The sequence below is a fragment of the Streptomyces sp. 11x1 genome (genome assembly GCF_032598905.1).
Taxonomy (GTDB): domain Bacteria; phylum Actinomycetota; class Actinomycetes; order Streptomycetales; family Streptomycetaceae; genus Streptomyces.
In genome coordinates this window covers 4,639,864-4,655,603 of the sequence record NZ_CP122458.1, presented here as the reverse complement: position 1 = coordinate 4,655,603, position 15,740 = coordinate 4,639,864, and the positions used below count along the sequence as shown (strand labels likewise).

Sequence of the window (15,740 nt, the reverse complement as noted above, 5' to 3'; positions counted from 1 at the left end):
CCGTACGGTGCCCGCGCGGGGCCCCCGGCCCCGGGGTCGCCCCGCCGAGCCCGCCGCGACGCCCCCCCTCAGTACCGCTCGACGAGGTGCTCTCGCCCGGCCGGAGGCTCGTACGGTTCGGGCCAGAAGTCCGTGATCGCGGCTATCCGGCCGTCCTCGTCCCCGGTGAAGAAGGAGATCGCGTACATCTCCTCCAGCCCCACGGTGACGTGTGTCCAGCTGACGACCTGCCCCGGCTGCCCCGGCTGCCCCGGCGATCCCGGTCGCGGCGGCTCCGCGACGATCCGTTCGATCCGGGCGTGCCAGTCACCGGGGTACTCCCGGTTGAACTCCACGTACCGCTCGCGGCCGCGGATCCGCTCCCGCGTCTGCGGCAGTTCGTACACGACGTCCTCGGCCAGCGTCTCGGCGAACGCGGCCCAGTCCCGGCTCTCGGCGGTGGCCCAGAACCGCTCGACCGTCCCGCGCAGATCGGCACGCGCAGTCGTCCCCGCAGCGGTCGCCGCAGTCGTCCCCGCAGCGGTCGCCGTAGTCGGCCCCGACCGGGTCCCCGTAGTCGTCCCCGTGTCCGTCCTTCGTGTCGTCGAAGTCATGCGGCGAGTCTGCACCCGGGCACTGACAATCGTCCCGGACGACTCCGACTCGGGCACGGGTGATCAGCCCGGACGGCCCCGCGGCGGCCGAAGTTATCCACAGGCTGGGGACCTCGTCGGCGCGATGTCGTGCGGTCGGGGCAATATGGGGCCATGACTGAGAGCAACGGGGCCACCCCGCAGCAGCAGCACGGGTCCATGCCCGACTGGGAGAAGAGGTTCCGGGCACCGAGGGTGTCCCTGCCGGAATGGGCGGAGGATGCGCCGCACCGCTCGCTGTTCGTCTCCAACGCCACGGGCACGTACGAGCTGTACGCGTGGGACCGCGTCACCGGCGAGCAGCGCCAGGTCACGAACCGGGCCAACGGCACGACGGACGGTGTGCTCTCACCGGACGGCGAGTGGATCTGGTGGTTCGACGACAAGGACGGGGACGAGTTCGGCGTCTGGCGGCGCCAGCCGTTCCAGGGCGGCCCGGACGAGGAGGGCGCCCCGGGCCTGGAGCCGTCGTATCCGGCGGGCCTGGCCCTCGGCCGGGACGGCCGGACGGCGGTCGTCGGCCGCTCCACCGACGAGGACGGCTCCACGATCCACCTGTCCCGGCAGGGCGAGGCCCCCGTCGAGATCTACCGCCACCGTGAGTCGGCCGGCGTGGGCGACCTCTCGCACGACGGCTCGCTGATCGCGATCGAGCACACCGAGCACGGCGACGCGATGCACTCGGCGCTGCGCGTGGTCCGGCCGGACGGCACTCCGGTCGCCGAGCTCGACGACACCAAGGGCGGCACCATCGAGCTGGGCCTGGAGGTGCTGGGCTTCGCCCCCGTCGTCGGCGACACCCGGCTGCTCATCGGCCATCAGCGGGGCGGCCGTTGGGAGCCGCTCGTCTGGGACGTGGTCTCCGGCGAGGAGACCGACCTCGGCCTCGCCGACCGGCTGGAGGGCGACCTGAGCGCCGAGTGGTATCCGGACGGCTCCGCGCTGCTGGTCGCCCACAGCTTCGAGGCCCGCAGCGAGCTGTTCCGCTACGACCTGGCGACCCGTGCCCTGGAGCGGGTGGACACCCCGCGAGGGACCGTGTCGGGGGCCACCGCCCGCCCCGACGGCAGTATCGAGTACCTGTGGTCCTCGGCCGCCGAACCGCCGGTCGTCCGCTCGACGACCGGCGAGGTGGTCCTCGACCCGCCGGGCCTGAAGTCGCCCGGTTCGGTGCCGGTGGAGGACGTCTGGGTGGACACACCCGGGGGGCGCGTCCACGCCCTCGTCCAGTGCCCCGAGGGCGTGTCCGGCCCGTACCCGACGGTCTTCGACATCCACGGAGGCCCGACCTGGCACGACAGCGACGCCTTCGCCGCGGGCCCGGCCGCCTGGCTCGACCACGGGTACGCGGTGATCCGCATCAACTACCGCGGTTCCACCGGGTACGGCCGCGCCTGGACCGACGCTCTCAAGCACCGGGTCGGCCTGATCGAGCTGGAGGACATCGCGGCCGTGCGGGAGTGGGCGGTGGGCTCCGGGTTCGCCGACCCCGACCGTCTCGTCCTCACCGGCGGCTCCTGGGGCGGGTACCTCACCCTCCTGGGCCTCGGCACCGAGCCGGAGGCCTGGACGCTCGGCATCGCCGCGGTCCCCGTCGCGGACTACGTGACCGCGTACCACGACGAGATGGAGGCGCTCAAGGCGATGGACCGCACGCTCCTCGGCGGCACGCCCGAGGAGGTCCCCGAGCGCTTCGAGGCCTCGTCCCCGCTGACCTACGTCGACGCGGTGAAGGCCCCGGTCTACATCTCCGCCGGTGTCAACGACCCCCGCTGCCCCATCCGCCAGATCGACAACTACGTCGACCGCCTCGCCGCCCGCTCCGCCGTCCACGAGGTCTACCGCTACGACGCCGGCCACGGCTCCCTGGTCGTCGACGAACGCATCAAGCAACTCCGCCTGGAACTCGACTTCGCACAACGCCACTTGGGAGGCCGCTCCTGAGGCCACCAACACCCCCGCGCCCCGTAAGGGGCGCGGGGAACTGCGCGAGAACCCCCACCGAACCCGCGGACGAACGACGACGCAGAACCCCCTCAGGCCGCCACCAGCACGCGCTCGCCCTCCCGCCCCTCCTCCCGACATCCCTCCGCTGCCACCAGCAACCGCACGAGCGTGCTCCGCGCCCGCGACACCCGTGACCGCACCGTCCCGACGGGGCACCCGGTCAGCTCCGCCGCGTCCTCGTAGGACAGCCCCAGCATCTGGGTGAGGACGAACGCCTCACGCCGTTCCTCGGGCAGTGCGCCCAGCAGATCGGCGAGCGCGATCCCGTCGTCGAAGCCGGGCAGCCCGCGCGGCTGGGCGTGCTCGACGGCCAGCCGCCAGTCCGGTACGTCGGACAGCCGGGGCCGGGCCGCCGCGTACCGGAAGCTGTCGGTCACCGCCCGGCGGGCGATGGACAGCAGCCACGTACGGGCGGAGCAGCGGCCCTCGAACCGGTGCAGGCTGCCGAGCGCGCGCAGGAACGTGTCCTGCGCGAGGTCGTCCACCGCCTGCGGGTCCGCGCAGAGGTGGGCGACGAAGCGCCGGACGTCACGGTGGAGCGCGCCGACGAACCGTTCGACGGCCTCCGGGTCCCCGCCGCGCGCGGCGAGCGCCCAGGCGGTTATGGACTCGTCGGTCGTGGACCGGGAGGCGCTCGGGGGCGAGGCGGGCGGGGGAGTAAGGGTGATCACCTGATGTCCTTCTCGGGTCGTCCGGGACCCGGACCATCCATCGACGCGGGCATGCGGGCATGCGGGCATGCGGGCATGCGGGCACGCAGGCACGCGTGCGGGCGGGCAGGCAGGCGTACGGATGCGTGCGGACGTGTGCGACACGTGGGAACGCGTTCGGTGGTCCGGTGGGGAGGGAAGCCGGCCGTACGGCACGCGCGTGGGCGGCATACGGCCGTAGCCCGGGAGCGAGCCGTGGTGGCTGCCCCGGGGCACCGGCTGTCGTCAGCTGACAGCGGTGCCGGCGGGCGGACCCCGAGTGGTGATCGCATGGACGAGAAGGAGTCGACGAGGCGAGCGGTCCGTACGGCCGCGCCGTACCCGCAGACGCGGCCGCTCCACCGCGACGGGCAGCGCGAGCACCAGCCGCAGCGGTGCGGCCAGCCGGCCGGCCACGGCCCGCAACAGCGCGAACGCGGCGCGCTCGCCGTGGGCCAGCCACAGACCGCACAGCAGCGCGGCGAGCAGGTGCGCGGCGAACATGCCGGAGGAGGACGTGTACGCGCCGTCCAGGAGGTGACCGGTGGGGTCCACATGGTCCATGTGAGCGTTCGGGCCCATGTGGACGGTGTGACTCAGGTGGGCGGAGCCCATGTCCATGGCGTCGACGGACACCGCGCCCGCCTCCGCCGAACCCGACGGCCGCGCCAGCTCGAAGCCCAGGTGAAGGGTCGTCTGTGCGGCGACCACGACGGACGTGATCAGCGGGAGGCCGCGCTCACGTCCGGCCAGGCACCAGCCGGCCGCACCGGTCGCGACGGCTCCGACGGCCAGGGCCCACCAGGGGACCTGAGCCCCCGACATCAACACGTGGCCCAGGGCGGCGAGCAGCACGCAGACGGCCGCGAACATCGCGGCGCGTGTCGTGCGCGTAGCCCACCCTGCGGTCATGGCGCCCCATCCTCGCATCCGGACATCGCCGTCATCCCGTCCCCCTTGAGTACGTTTTTCCACCCGCCGTGGCACTCACACCGGCAACTGTGATCCGGATCACTGGGGGACCGGCCGTGTCGATGAGGCAGTCTTCTGCCTCGTGGGGAGCCCTTCGCAAGCCAACAGCCGTACCGGCCCCGGCCGGCAGCCGGGTCCCGCCGACCCCGGCGCGCACATGGTCGTCTGCGGGGACGACGGGCTGGCGCACCGGCTCGCCGCCGAACTGCGCACCGTGTACCGGGAGCAGGTGACCCTCGTCGTGCCGCCCACCGCGCGGATCGCCCAGCGGCCGGTCGTCGGGCGCGCCCGCACCGCCGCCGCGCTCTTCGACCGGGTGACGGCGGCCGTCAACAGGGCGGCGGGCAACGGCGATCCACCCACCGGCGACCGGACCGGCGACCGGACCGGCACGGCCGGCGACCGCACCGGCGATGGCAGGAACAGCCCGCGGGACGGCGGCGAGCGGGTCCTGGAGGCCGCCGAGGCCACCGAGGCGGTGCTCGCCGAGGCCGGGGTGGAGCGGGCCGCCGCGCTGGCCCTGGTGTACGACGACGACGAGACCAACATCCGCGCGGCCCTCACCGCCCGCCGCCTCAACCCGCGCCTGCGGCTCGTCCTCAGGCTCTACAACCGCCGGTTGGGCCAGCACATCGAGGAACTCCTCGACCAGGCGTCGGCGTTGGCGACGGGAGGTACGGCCGCCGACGGGGTCGACGGCTTGGGCGCCTCGACGACCGTCCTGTCCGACGCCGACACGGCCGCGCCCGCGCTGGCCGCGACCGCCGTGGCCGGGACCAGCAAGGTCGTCCAGACGGACGGTCTGATGCTGAGGGCCGTGGAACGCCCGCCGGGTCACGCGGGCCAGGGCGCGGGAAGCCAGGGGCAGGGCGGGCAGGGCTCGGGAGGACGGGGCTCGGGTGGCCTCTGCACCCTCGCGCTGCTGTCGGCCACCACCAACGACCCCGCCGGAACCGAGGGTTCCGAGGGCAGCGGGGAACGCGGACCCCAGCTCCTGCCCGACGAGAGGGCGGTGGCGGCGGCCACCGGGCGCGGCACCGTCGTGCTCGACACCGTGCGCTACACGGGGCCCGCGCTGCGGCCCGGCCGGTCCGGCGGCGGTCCGCTCGGCGCCGTCGGCTCTCTGCTCTCGCGGCGGCTGCGGTGGTCCCTCGCGGGGATGATCGGGTGCGTGTTCGCCCTCGCCGTGGCCCAGATGGTGATCACCGGGGAGCATCCGCTCCAGGCGACGTACGCGACCCTGCTCGACCTCTTCGGGATCGCCGACCCCGCGACCGACCAGAGCGACTCCCGCCAGATCCTCCAACTCCTCTCCGGCCTCATGGGCTTACTGCTCCTGCCCGTGCTCCTGGCCGCCGTGCTGGAGGCGCTCGGCACGTTCCGCAGCGGCACCGCCCTGCGCAAGCCGCCGCGCGGTCTGTCCGGACACGTCGTCCTCCTCGGCCTCGGCAAGATCGGCACCCGCGTGCTCGCCCGGCTGCGTGAACTCCACATCCCGGTGGTCTGCGTCGAGGAGGACCCCGAGGCACGCGGTCTCGCCGAGGCCCGCCGGTTACGGGTGCCGGTCATCCTGGGCGACGTGACCCAGGAGGGCGTCCTGGAGGCCGCCAAGATCCACCGAGCCCACGCCCTCCTCGCCGTCACCAGCTCCGACACGACGAACCTGGAAGCCGGCCTGTACGCCCGTTCCGTACGCCCCGACCTGCGCGTCGTCCTGCGCCTCTACGACGACGACTTCGCGACGGCCGTCTACCGCACCCTGCGCGCCGCGCACCCCGGCGCCCTCACTCGTAGCCGCAGCGTCACGCACCTGGCCGCGCCCGCGTTCGCCGGCGCGATGATGGGGCGCCAGATCCTGGGCGCGATCCCCGTCGAGCGCCGTGTGCTCCTCTTCGCCGCCGTGGAGGTCCGAGGGCACCGGCGTCTGGAGGGGCGGACGGTCGCGGAGGCGTTCCGGGCGGGGGCGTGGCGGGTGCTTGCCCTCGACACGGCGGCGTCCGGGGATGCGGGCGCGGAGCGGGGCCCGGGGCCGCTGCCGGGTTCGGGGCTGATCTGGGACCTGCCGCCGACGTACGTCCTGCGGGCCGAGGACCGTGTGGTTCTGGCGGCGACGCGACGGGGGCTGGCGGAGTTGATGGGGAGACGGGCGGGGGAGTAGCTCTGGGGACGTCAGGTCCGGGGCGTCGGGTCGGGTCGTGGGTCGGATGCGGTCCGGTGGGGCGTCTCGCGCAGCTCCCCGCGCCCCTGAAAGACCAGGCTCCGCGCCCCGGAACGGCCGGGCTCCGCAGGCCGGAAGGGCCAGGTCCGCGGTCTGAAAAGCCCGGGGCGCAGCCCCTGCTTTTCAGGGGCGCGGGGAACTGCGCGAGACGCCCCCACTCACCCGCAGCCGCCCCACAACCGCGCCCACGCCCCCGCACTCGACCTCACTCGCAGGTCACCCCATGCATCTCCCATGCCGGAAACGGGTCGTCGAAGGTCACCCCGGACCGCACCTCGGCCTCCGTCACCAGACACCCGGCGAGAGCCGTCCGCAGGGCGTCCCCCCGCAACCCCGTCCCGATGAACACCAACTCCTGCGCGAACGGGGCCTCGTCATCCTGCGCGGCCGTCGGTTCGAAGCGGGCCACCGACCCGGCCTGCGACCACAGCCCGACGACCTCCGCCCGCCCGGCGAGCGTGAAGAACCCCTTGGACCGCAGCACCTGCCCGAACGCGCCGCTGTCCAGCCCCTCGGTCACGAAGTCCCACAACCGCCCGGGATGGAAGGGTCGTTCGGCGCGGAAGACGGTCGACGAGATGCCGTACTCCTCGGTCTCCGGCACATGCTCCCCGTTCAGCTCCCGCACCCACCCCGGTGCCTGCTGAGCCCGTTCGAGATCGAACGCCCGCGTGCCGAGCACCTCCCCGACCCGGACCCGCCCATGGCTGACCGGCACGATCCGCGCCGCCGGATTGAGCCGCGCCAGGGTCGCCGCGAGCCGCTCGGCGGTCGCCGTGTCCACCAGGTCGGTCTTGTTGAGGACGATCACGTCGGCGAACTCCACCTGGTCCATGAGCAGATCGCTCACGGTGCGCTCGTCGTCCTCGTACTGGTCGAGCCCCCGCGCCACCAGTTCGTCGCCGCCCGCGAGCTCCGGCAGGAAGTTCACCGCGTCGACGACCGTGACCATGGTGTCGAGCCGGGCGAGATCCCCGAGCGTGGCCCCGTCGTCGCGCGCGAAGGCGAACGTCGCCGCGACGGGCATGGGTTCGCTGATCCCGGAGCTCTCGATCAGCAGATAGTCGAAACGACCCTCCCGCGCCAACCGGTCCACCTCCTCCAGCAGATCGTCGCGCAGGGTGCAGCAGATGCACCCGTTGGTCATCTCGACGAGCCGCTCCTCGGTGCGGGACAGCGCCGCCTCGCCCCCGCGCACGAGCGCTGCGTCGATGTTGACCTCGCTCATGTCGTTGACGATGACCGCGACGCGGAGTCCCTCGCGGTTGCCGAGGACATGGTTGAGCAAGGTGGTCTTGCCGGCGCCGAGGAACCCGGACAGAACGGTGACGGGCAGCCGCTCCCGGAGCGTCGTCACGGCCTCAGCCCTCGGGGTGGATCAGCCCGCGCTCGTACGCCTTCAGCAGCCGCTGCGGTACGAGGTGGGTGGTGCCGTCGACCGTGAACGGCACCAGCTGGGGCGTGCTCGCCTTCCACTGGGCGCGACGGTGGCGGGTGTTGCTGCGGGACATCTTCCGCTTGGGTACGGCCATGGGGTCCTCCTCCACAGGGTGATGGACCGGAACGCTACATGAAAATGGATCCCATTACTAAAAATGCGGTCCGGGGGCCGTGAGCAACCGAGGGCCGGGCGCCGTATGGGAGGAAAGGGTCGAACAGGCCCGCTCAGCGCAGCCGTTCCCTACGGAGGTACCGTCCCCCGTGGCCACAACCAAGGAAGAAGCCCCCCACCGCGGCCGGCATCTCGACCCGCCCCTCCTGCTCACCATGCTGCTGGTCCTCGCGGTGGTGGCGCAGGCCCCCCTGCGGGGTCTGCTGTCCGCGCCCGTGACCCAGAGCTGGATGACCGTGTTCGTCGCGGTGGTCGTGCAGGCCCTGCCGTTCCTGGTCATCGGGGTGCTGCTGTCGGCGGCCATCGCGGTGTTCGTGCCGGCGTCGTTCTTCGTCCGCGCGCTGCCGAAGCGGCCCGCCCTGGCGGTCCCGGCGGCGGGCGTGGCCGGGGTGGTGCTGCCGGGTTGCGAGTGCGCCTCGGTGCCGGTCGCGGGCGCCCTCGTACGCCGGGGCGTGACGCCCGCGGCGGCGCTCGCCTTTCTCCTCTCCGCCCCCGCGATCAACCCGATCGTGCTGACCGCGACCGCCGTGGCGTTCCCGGGCAACCCCGAGATGGTGCTGGCCAGGCTCGTGGCGAGCCTGCTGGTGGCGTGCGCGATGGGCTGGCTGTGGCAGCGGGTGGGCCGCGGCGAGTGGATGCGCCCGCCGGAGCGGCCGTCCTACGAGGGGCAGAGCAAGGGCGCGGCCTTCTGGGGCTCGGTGCGGCACGACGTGATGCACGCGGGCGGGTTCCTGGTCGTCGGTGCGATGGCGGCGGCCACGCTCAAGGCCGTCGTCCCGGCGAGCTGGCTGAACGCCGCCGCCGACAACCCGGCGATCGCGATCCTCGCCCTCGCCGTCCTGGCCGTCCTGCTGTCGATCTGCTCGGAGGCGGACGCGTTCGTCGCGGCCTCCCTGACCCAGTTCTCCCTGACCTCCCGGCTGGCCTTCCTGGTCGTCGGCCCGATGATCGACCTGAAACTCTTCGCCATGCAGACCGCCACCTTCGGCCGCGCGTTCGCCCTCCGCTTCGCCCCCGCCACCTTCACCCTCGCGATCCTGGTGTCGGCCCTGGTCGGGGCGGTGCTGCTGTGAACCGCCAGGCCCAGACCGTCGTCCTGTTCCTCACCGGCGGAGCCCTGTTGCACGCCGGCTTCACCGACCTCTACCTCCGCTACGTGAAGGCCGGCCTGCGCCCCCTCCTCATCGGCGCCGGCATCGTCCTGATCACCGCCGCCGTCGCCACGCTCTGGTACGAACGCCGGGCGCGACGCCAGGGGCCACAGGCCAACGAACCGCACACCCAGGGGACCGAGCCGCACGCCCACCGCGAACCCCGGGTCTCCTGGCTCCTCGTCCTCCCGCTCCTCGCCCTCGTCCTGGTCGCCCCGCCCGCCGCCGGTTCGTACACGGCGATGCGCACCGGCACGGCACTCCAGGAGCAGCCCTGGGGCTATCCGACGCTCCCCGCCGACGGCACCCTCCGCCTGAGCGTCGCCGACTACGCGGGCCGCGCGGTCTATGACAAGGGCCGGGCCCTCGCGGGCCGCACGCTCAAGGTCACGGGCTTCCTCGCCTTCGACGACTCCGGCCGGCCGTATCTGGTCCGCATGGCCCTCAACTGCTGTGCCGCGGACGCCCAGCCCGTCAAGATCGCCCTCACCGGCGAGCTCCCCGCCGTCCTCCAGCCCGACACCTGGATCGAGGTCACCGGCACCTACACACCGAAGCGGACCGAGGACCCCCTCAACGGCACCGCCGTCCCCTACCTCCAGGTCACGACGACCAAGCCGGTCAAGGCGCCGCAGGACCCGTACGACGAGGCCTGGAACGGCTGAGACGGGCGGGGGAGGGAAGAGCGCGGGGGCGAAGGGGAGAGTGCGCGGGGGCGGAGCCCCGGCGGGCATGAAAGGGCCCGGTCGCTGGCGACGGGGGATGCACCAGCGACCGGGCTATGGCCAAGGCTAACAAGGCTGTTCGCGAGACGGGACCCGACTGGTCGATAGCGTTGGCAAGTTGTGATCGGGATCACGCGGCCGCACAGACCCTTCCACCCGCCCCCGGCCCCGCCCAGTAGGCCGGACGTGACCGGCGAGAACCGGGAAAAGAGCTGCTCAGGGGCGGTTCAGGAACCCTCGCACGGTGGCTCGTACGACAGCCGGGGCAGGTACTCGTCCCACTTCTCCCGCGTGAGCACCCCGCGAGTCGACGAGCAGATGTGCCGTACGGCGTCGTCGACGTCCAGATTCCACAGCCGTACGGTGTCGGCGCCGCTGGAGACCCCGAGCATGTCGCTCTTCGGGCTGAAGGACAGGAACTGGCCCGTCTTGGCGTTGGGGCTCATCGCCGGGCCGATGGAGGAGGCGTCGGCGGGGCGGGAGACGTCCCAGAGGTGGACGGTGCTGTCGTTGCCACCGCTGGCCAGGGTCCGCCCGTCCGGGCTGAAGGTCAGCGAGACGATCGCCTCGGTGTGGCCGACGAGCGGCGCGCCCAGGCGCCTCGCCTCGCGGGGGTCGGAGACGTCCCAGAGCCGGACCTTGTCGTCGCCACCGCCACTGGCCAGCGTCCTGCCGTCCGGGCTGTAGACGAGATCGCTGACCGCGCCGCGGTGGGCGGTCAGGGGCCCGTCGAGCCGTGTGGACCGGGCCGGGTCCGCCACGTCCCACAGCCGGATGGTGCCGTCCGCGCTGCCACTGGCGAGGGTCCGGCCGTCCGGGCTGAAGACCAGGGCGAGGATGTAACCCTTGTGCCCGGTGAGGGGCTTGCCGAGCGGGACCACGTGCGACGGGTCGCGGACGTCCCACAACTGCACGTCGTGGTCACCGTAGGAGGTGGCCAGGACCCGCCCGTCCGGGCTGTGGGCCTGCGCGTCCGTGTACCGGATCCGCAGCGGGAGCGGCGACGCCCGCAACACCGGGCGGGCAGGGTCGCCGACGTCCCACAGATACAGCGCCCGGTTCCCGGCCACGATCGAGAGGGTGCGGCCGTCCGGGGAGAACGACAGGGAACGGTTGCCGCTGTCCTTGAGCGTGAACGCCTTCCCCAGCAGCACGGGCCGGCCGGGCTCCGCCACGTTCCACAACCGGATCCGGCCGTCGCGCCCGGCGGTGGCCAGCACCCGACCGTCCGGCCGGAACACGCCGTTGCGGCCGACCATGTCCGAGGTCGGCAGGGCCCACAGCCGGACCTTGCTGTCGCCGCTCCCGGTGGCGAGGGTCCGGCCGTCCGGGCTGAATCCCAGGGCGAACATCTCCCCGCTCGCCCCGGCCAGCGGCTCGCCGACCTGCGACGGGTACGCGGGGTCCGCCACGTTCCACAGACTCGCCGTACTGTCCGCGCTGGCGGCGGCGAGCGTCCTGCCGTCCGGACTGAAGGCCACGGACCAGATGGGACCGGTGTGCCCGGTGAGCGGCGCACCGAGCGCGCTCGCCCGCCGTGGCTCGGCCACGTCCCAGAGCCGGACGGTGTTGTCCGAACTGCCGCTGGCCAGCGTCCGCCCGTCGGGACCGAAGGCCAGCGAGTGCACCAGACTCGTATGACCCTTGAGCACGGTGCCCAGCGCGCGCGGCGCACGCGGACCGGCCACGTCCCACAGCCGGATCGTGTTGTCGTCGCCCCCGGTCGCCAGGGTCTTCCCGTCCGGGCCGAACGCGACGGCGCGTACGGGAGCGCTGTGCCCGGTGAGGGGCGCGCCGAGCTCCTTCGCGTGTGCCGGGTCGCTCACGTCCCACAGCCGTACGGTGTGGTCCTCGCCCACGGACGCCAGGGTCTTCCCGTCCGGGCTGAAGGCGATCAGGAAGATCGTGCCGTCGTGCCCGGTCAGCGGTGCGCCCAGCGCGTGCGGCGCACGCGGGTCCCGTACGTCCCACATACGGATCGTGCCGTCGTCGCCGGCGCTGGCGAGCGTACGGCCGTCCGGCGCGAAGACCGCGCTGCTCACCCAGCTGGTGTGTCCGGTCAGGGGCTTGGCCAGGGCCTTGGGCCGGGACGGGTCCGCCACGTCCCACAGCCGTACGGACCGGTCGTAGCTGGCAGTGGCCAGGTAGTTCCCGTCGGGGCTGAAGGAGGTGAGGTAGACGGCACCGCCGTGGCCGAGGAGAGGGGTGGCGAGGGGCGCGTTGACGATCGAGACGAGCCGGTTGCCGGTGCCCTCGTCGTCGGGCCGCAGCTCGTGCGCCACCAGGTCGAGCTGGGCCGACAGCGACGGATCGGAGAACTGGACCCGATCGGCCTGGGCGACCACCTGTTCGAACACTGCGTCGTTGCGCTGCTGCCAGGCGACCACCGCCGAGCCGACAGCGACCAGGGCGAACGCCACCAGCGCCGCCACGGCACTCCGCCGGATCCGGACGGTACGCCGACGCAGCCGGACCGAGGCGGCCAGGAACTCCACCGTGCTACGGGTCAGGAAGGCGCCCCCGGTGTCGCCGGTGTCGCGGATGTCGCTGGGGTCCCCGGCGCGCCTGCCCCCGCCGCTCCGCTCCTTGCCGCCGGCATGGCCTGTGCCCCCTGCGTTCCCTGTGCCCCTTGTGTTCCCTGTGCCCCTTGTGTTCCCTGCGCTTTCGGCGCTGCTGGTGGACTGCGCCCAGGTGTGGGCCTGTTCGAGGCGCGAGCCCCGGTAGAGCAGCGAGGAATCCCGCCCGGAGTCCTCCCAGGCGCGGCCGTCCTCCTCCAGCCGCTGCCGCAGCAGATGGTCGTTGCGGCCCTCGTCGATCCACCCTCGCAGGCGCGGCCAGGCGTGCAGCAGCGCCTCATGGGTGATCTCCACGGTCTCCGCGTCCAGCGTCAGCAGCCGGGCGCGGGCCATCGCCTCCAGCGACTCCTCGGTCTTCGCCGGGTCCGCCGAGCCGTCCGCGAGCTGCCGCCGGGTGCCCCGGCGCCGGGTGGCCTGGGTGTCCTCGCCCAGCCGGACCAGCCGCAGCAACAGCAGCCGCGCCGCCGCGCGGGCCGCCGGGTCCAGCCCCGACCAGGCCCGCTCGGCGGTGGCCGCCACCGCGCCCTGGATACCGCCGGCCGCCCGGTAACCGGCCAGCGTCAACCGGCCCGCCTTACGCCGCTGCCACGTCACGAGCAGGGCGTGCGACAGCAGGGGCAGCACGCCCGCGTCGTGCGCCCCGCGCGGCCCGTCCGCGCTCACCTCGCGCACGATCAGCTCGGCCAGCCCCGGTTCCAGCTCCAGCCCCACGGCCTTGGCCGGGCCGGTCACCGCCTCCCGCAGCTCCGCCGTGGTCAACGGCCCCAGCACCATGTGCCGGTGCTGAAGGGCGTCGGCCAGCTCCGGATGGCCGAGGCACTGTTCGTAGAAGTCGGCCCGTACGCCCAGCACCACGACCACGGGCGCCGCCCCGCCCTCCTCCCCGGGCGAGCAGGCCGCACTGAGCACCTGAACGAACGTCCGCCGGTCCGCCTCGTCGGAGGAGAGCGTGAAGGCTTCCTCGAACTGGTCGACGATCAGGACGGGGCGGAGGGGTGTGGGGGTGGGGGCACTCCCGGGTTCGCTGGTGCTGGTGCTGGTGCTGTGGCTGTTGGCGTGGTTGCCGGTGCCGGTGTTGCCGCTGCTGGTGCCGTGGCTGGTGATGTCGTTGCTGTCCCTGGTCTCGCCGTCGCGGGTCTCGGTCCCGCGTCGCCGTGCCCACGCCGCGACCGCCTCCCGTACCGCCTCGGCGAACATCGGCGTACCGGGCTCGTAGGCGGCGGACACGACCTGCGCCAGCTCCGGTATGTGACGGGTCAACTCCCCGACCGGATCGGCCCCCGGTACGAGCTGGAGCACCTCACCGGCCCTCCGCCCACCGGCGGAGCCTGTGCTCCCGAGGCCCGAGCCCACGCCCGCGTTCCCCTGGCCGTTGCCGCTGTCACCGTCCGACTCCAGGGCCCCGCCGCGCACGGCGGGCACGAGTCCGGCGTTGAGCAGGGAGGACTTCCCGGCGCCCGAGGCACCCACGAGCATGACCAGACCGCCGGTGCGCCCCGCCGCGCGCAACTGCTCCACGAGCGCGTCGGTGCTCCGCTCCCGCCCGAAGAACCAACGGGCGTCCTGCTGCCGGTACGAGGCCAGCCCCCGGTAGGGGCAGACACCACCGGGGAGGGAGGTGCCGTCGCCGGGAGGCTGCTCGTCCGAGACGGCACCCGACGCGGCGGTGGCGGCGCCGGACGCGGAGTCCGCGGGGCGCTCCCCGGCGGGATCGGCCAGGGCCCGCTCCCAGAGCCGCTGCCACTGGGCCACGTCGTACAGCCCCTTGGAGACCGGAACGGGCCGCGCCCGTCGTGCCTCGGGGATCAGCACGTGCAGGACGGCGGCGAGGGCGGCGAACTGCGCGGGCACGTTCCGGGCCCGTCGCCAGTCACTGATGCGCTGGGCCGAGACCCGCACGGGGCGCCCGCGCTCGTCGACCCGCTGCAGCCGGACGACCGACTCGGAGACGCTCTTGAGGGGAGGGTTGCCCGCTTCCTTGTACAGCAGCGCGAGACGTTCCGCGAAGGCCGTGCGTGCCTCTGAGTCGTGACTCAAGGCATCTACCCCTTACCTTCCCCCGCTACGTGGACATCCGGACCGGAAAACTCAGCTTGCTGGTCTGACCTGCGGAAATTCCGTCACCGGACACCAGGGCCCTCCTCTTTCACCAGCCCCGACTGGCAGGATCTGGCCCAAGCCGCCCACGCCGGTGCACGCCCCGCAGGGGCCACCGGCGTAGCGCCCGCAAATCCGATCCATCATGCCGCACGCTTCCGGCCACCCTGGGCGACGCCCCCGGCCACCCCCCTCGGTCCACGTCCCCAAGCGTGGATCGACACCCCGCACCGTTCGGCACCGGTCCCCACGTGGGGAGGGACCGGTGCCGAACGAGGCGCCCCGAGGCGCCGACGCGTATACGGGGAATGAAATGAACTGAGGGCGAGGAAGCGGAACCGGCTCCGAGGTGGCCGGGCCCACCCCCGCGGAACCCGGCCACCGGCTGGGAGCTCTCATGGCCCGCGCCGAAGACAGCCGATCGGAGCCATGGAACACTCTGGTGTGAGTGACCCCCGTAGAACGTACACCGTAGTTGTGGTCGATCGTCAACTAAAGTTGATGAGAAGCCACCACGTTCCGCGCTCACACACACCAGAGTGGATACAGCGGCGATCAGGACAGGACGAACCGGACGTGACAGACGACGAGCCGCGCACCTTCGCGCAGTTGCTGGACCACCTCTTCCAGGAGGTCCACCCTGCGGGTCGCGGGCCCTACACGTACGCCGAGGTCGCGGAAGGGATCCGAGAGGCTTCGGGGGAGGCGGGCAAGGGGCTCACCGCGAGCGCCATCCAGCAACTGCGCACCGGCACGAAGAAGAACCCCACGAGGCACACGATCAAGGCTCTGGCCGACTTCTTCGGCGTGTCCGCGGGCTACTTCGTCGACGAGAAGGCCGCCGAACGCACCCGAGCGGAGATCGCCGTCCTGGCCGCCATGCGGGACCAGAACGTCCGCACGGTCGCCCTACGAGCCAACGGCTTGAGCGCGGAGACCCTCCAAATGGTCACAGCGGTGATCGAACAGGCCCGCATCCTGGAGGGCCTCCCGGGCGACATACCGCCGCCCGACCTCGACCTGGACAATTAGTGCCTGCGTGCCTGCGTGCCTGCGTGCCT

Annotated in this window: 11 protein-coding genes; 5 read left to right on the top strand and 6 right to left on the bottom strand. The window is 73.0% G+C overall.

Features of this window, described 5'->3' with window-relative positions:
• Positions 1–68: 68 nt before the first annotated feature.
• Entirely contained in the window at positions 69–593 is a 525-nt protein-coding gene (locus P8T65_RS20275; RefSeq protein ID WP_316726690.1) for a nuclear transport factor 2 family protein, read from the bottom strand.
• A gap of 153 nt (positions 594–746) precedes the next feature.
• Between P8T65_RS20275 and P8T65_RS20270 the strand changes: the two genes are divergently transcribed.
• Positions 747–2,576 (top strand): prolyl oligopeptidase family serine peptidase, encoded by a 1,830-nt coding sequence (locus P8T65_RS20270; protein WP_316726689.1) that lies wholly within the window; start codon positions 747–749, stop codon positions 2,574–2,576.
• Between the two features lie 92 nt (positions 2,577–2,668).
• Here the strand turns inward: P8T65_RS20270 and P8T65_RS20265 are convergent, their stop codons facing one another.
• Positions 2,669–3,310 carry a sigma-70 family RNA polymerase sigma factor gene (locus P8T65_RS20265; protein WP_316726688.1) on the bottom strand — a complete coding sequence of 214 codons (642 nt, stop codon included), beginning with the start codon at positions 3,308–3,310 and terminating at the stop codon, positions 2,669–2,671.
• Between the two features lie 264 nt (positions 3,311–3,574).
• A complete protein-coding gene (locus P8T65_RS20260; RefSeq protein ID WP_316726687.1) occupies positions 3,575–4,240 on the bottom strand; it encodes a hypothetical protein in 666 nt (221 codons plus the stop codon).
• 217 nt (positions 4,241–4,457) lie between these two features.
• On the opposite strand from P8T65_RS20260, the gene P8T65_RS20255 reads away from it, so the two are divergent.
• Positions 4,458–6,458: an NAD-binding protein gene (locus tag P8T65_RS20255; RefSeq protein ID WP_316731646.1), complete on the top strand. Its 2,001-nt coding sequence runs from the start codon at positions 4,458–4,460 to the stop codon at positions 6,456–6,458.
• A gap of 265 nt (positions 6,459–6,723) precedes the next feature.
• Here the strand turns inward: P8T65_RS20255 and P8T65_RS20250 are convergent, their stop codons facing one another.
• Together P8T65_RS20250 and rpmF are read right to left on the bottom strand one after the other, a co-directional pair.
• Complete coding sequence (locus tag P8T65_RS20250) at positions 6,724–7,875, bottom strand: GTP-binding protein (protein ID WP_316726686.1); 1,152 nt, start codon at positions 7,873–7,875, stop codon at positions 6,724–6,726.
• Between the two features lie 4 nt (positions 7,876–7,879).
• Positions 7,880–8,050 carry a 50S ribosomal protein L32 gene (gene rpmF / locus P8T65_RS20245; RefSeq protein WP_033524576.1) on the bottom strand — a complete coding sequence of 57 codons (171 nt, stop codon included), beginning with the start codon at positions 8,048–8,050 and terminating at the stop codon, positions 7,880–7,882.
• Positions 8,051–8,219: 169 nt separating this feature from the next.
• Here rpmF and P8T65_RS20240 point away from each other — a divergent pair, with 169 nt between their 5' ends.
• Positions 8,220–9,203, top strand: a complete 984-nt coding sequence (locus P8T65_RS20240) for a permease (RefSeq protein ID WP_316726685.1) — start codon at positions 8,220–8,222, stop codon at positions 9,201–9,203.
• Positions 9,200–9,946, top strand: coding sequence for a TIGR03943 family putative permease subunit (locus P8T65_RS20235; protein WP_316726684.1), 747 nt, complete (start codon positions 9,200–9,202; stop codon positions 9,944–9,946). Before P8T65_RS20240 ends, P8T65_RS20235 begins: the two co-directional genes overlap by 4 nt.
• 287 nt (positions 9,947–10,233) lie before the next feature.
• Here P8T65_RS20235 and P8T65_RS20230 read toward each other — a convergent pair whose 3' ends face one another.
• A complete protein-coding gene (locus tag P8T65_RS20230) occupies positions 10,234–14,619 on the bottom strand; it encodes a hypothetical protein (RefSeq protein ID WP_316726683.1) in 4,386 nt (1,461 codons plus the stop codon).
• Positions 14,620–15,255: 636 nt separating this feature from the next.
• Between P8T65_RS20230 and P8T65_RS20225 the strand changes: the two genes are divergently transcribed.
• Positions 15,256–15,711 (top strand): helix-turn-helix transcriptional regulator, encoded by a 456-nt coding sequence (locus tag P8T65_RS20225; RefSeq protein ID WP_184905453.1) that lies wholly within the window; start codon positions 15,256–15,258, stop codon positions 15,709–15,711.
• Positions 15,712–15,740: the final 29 nt, after the last annotated feature.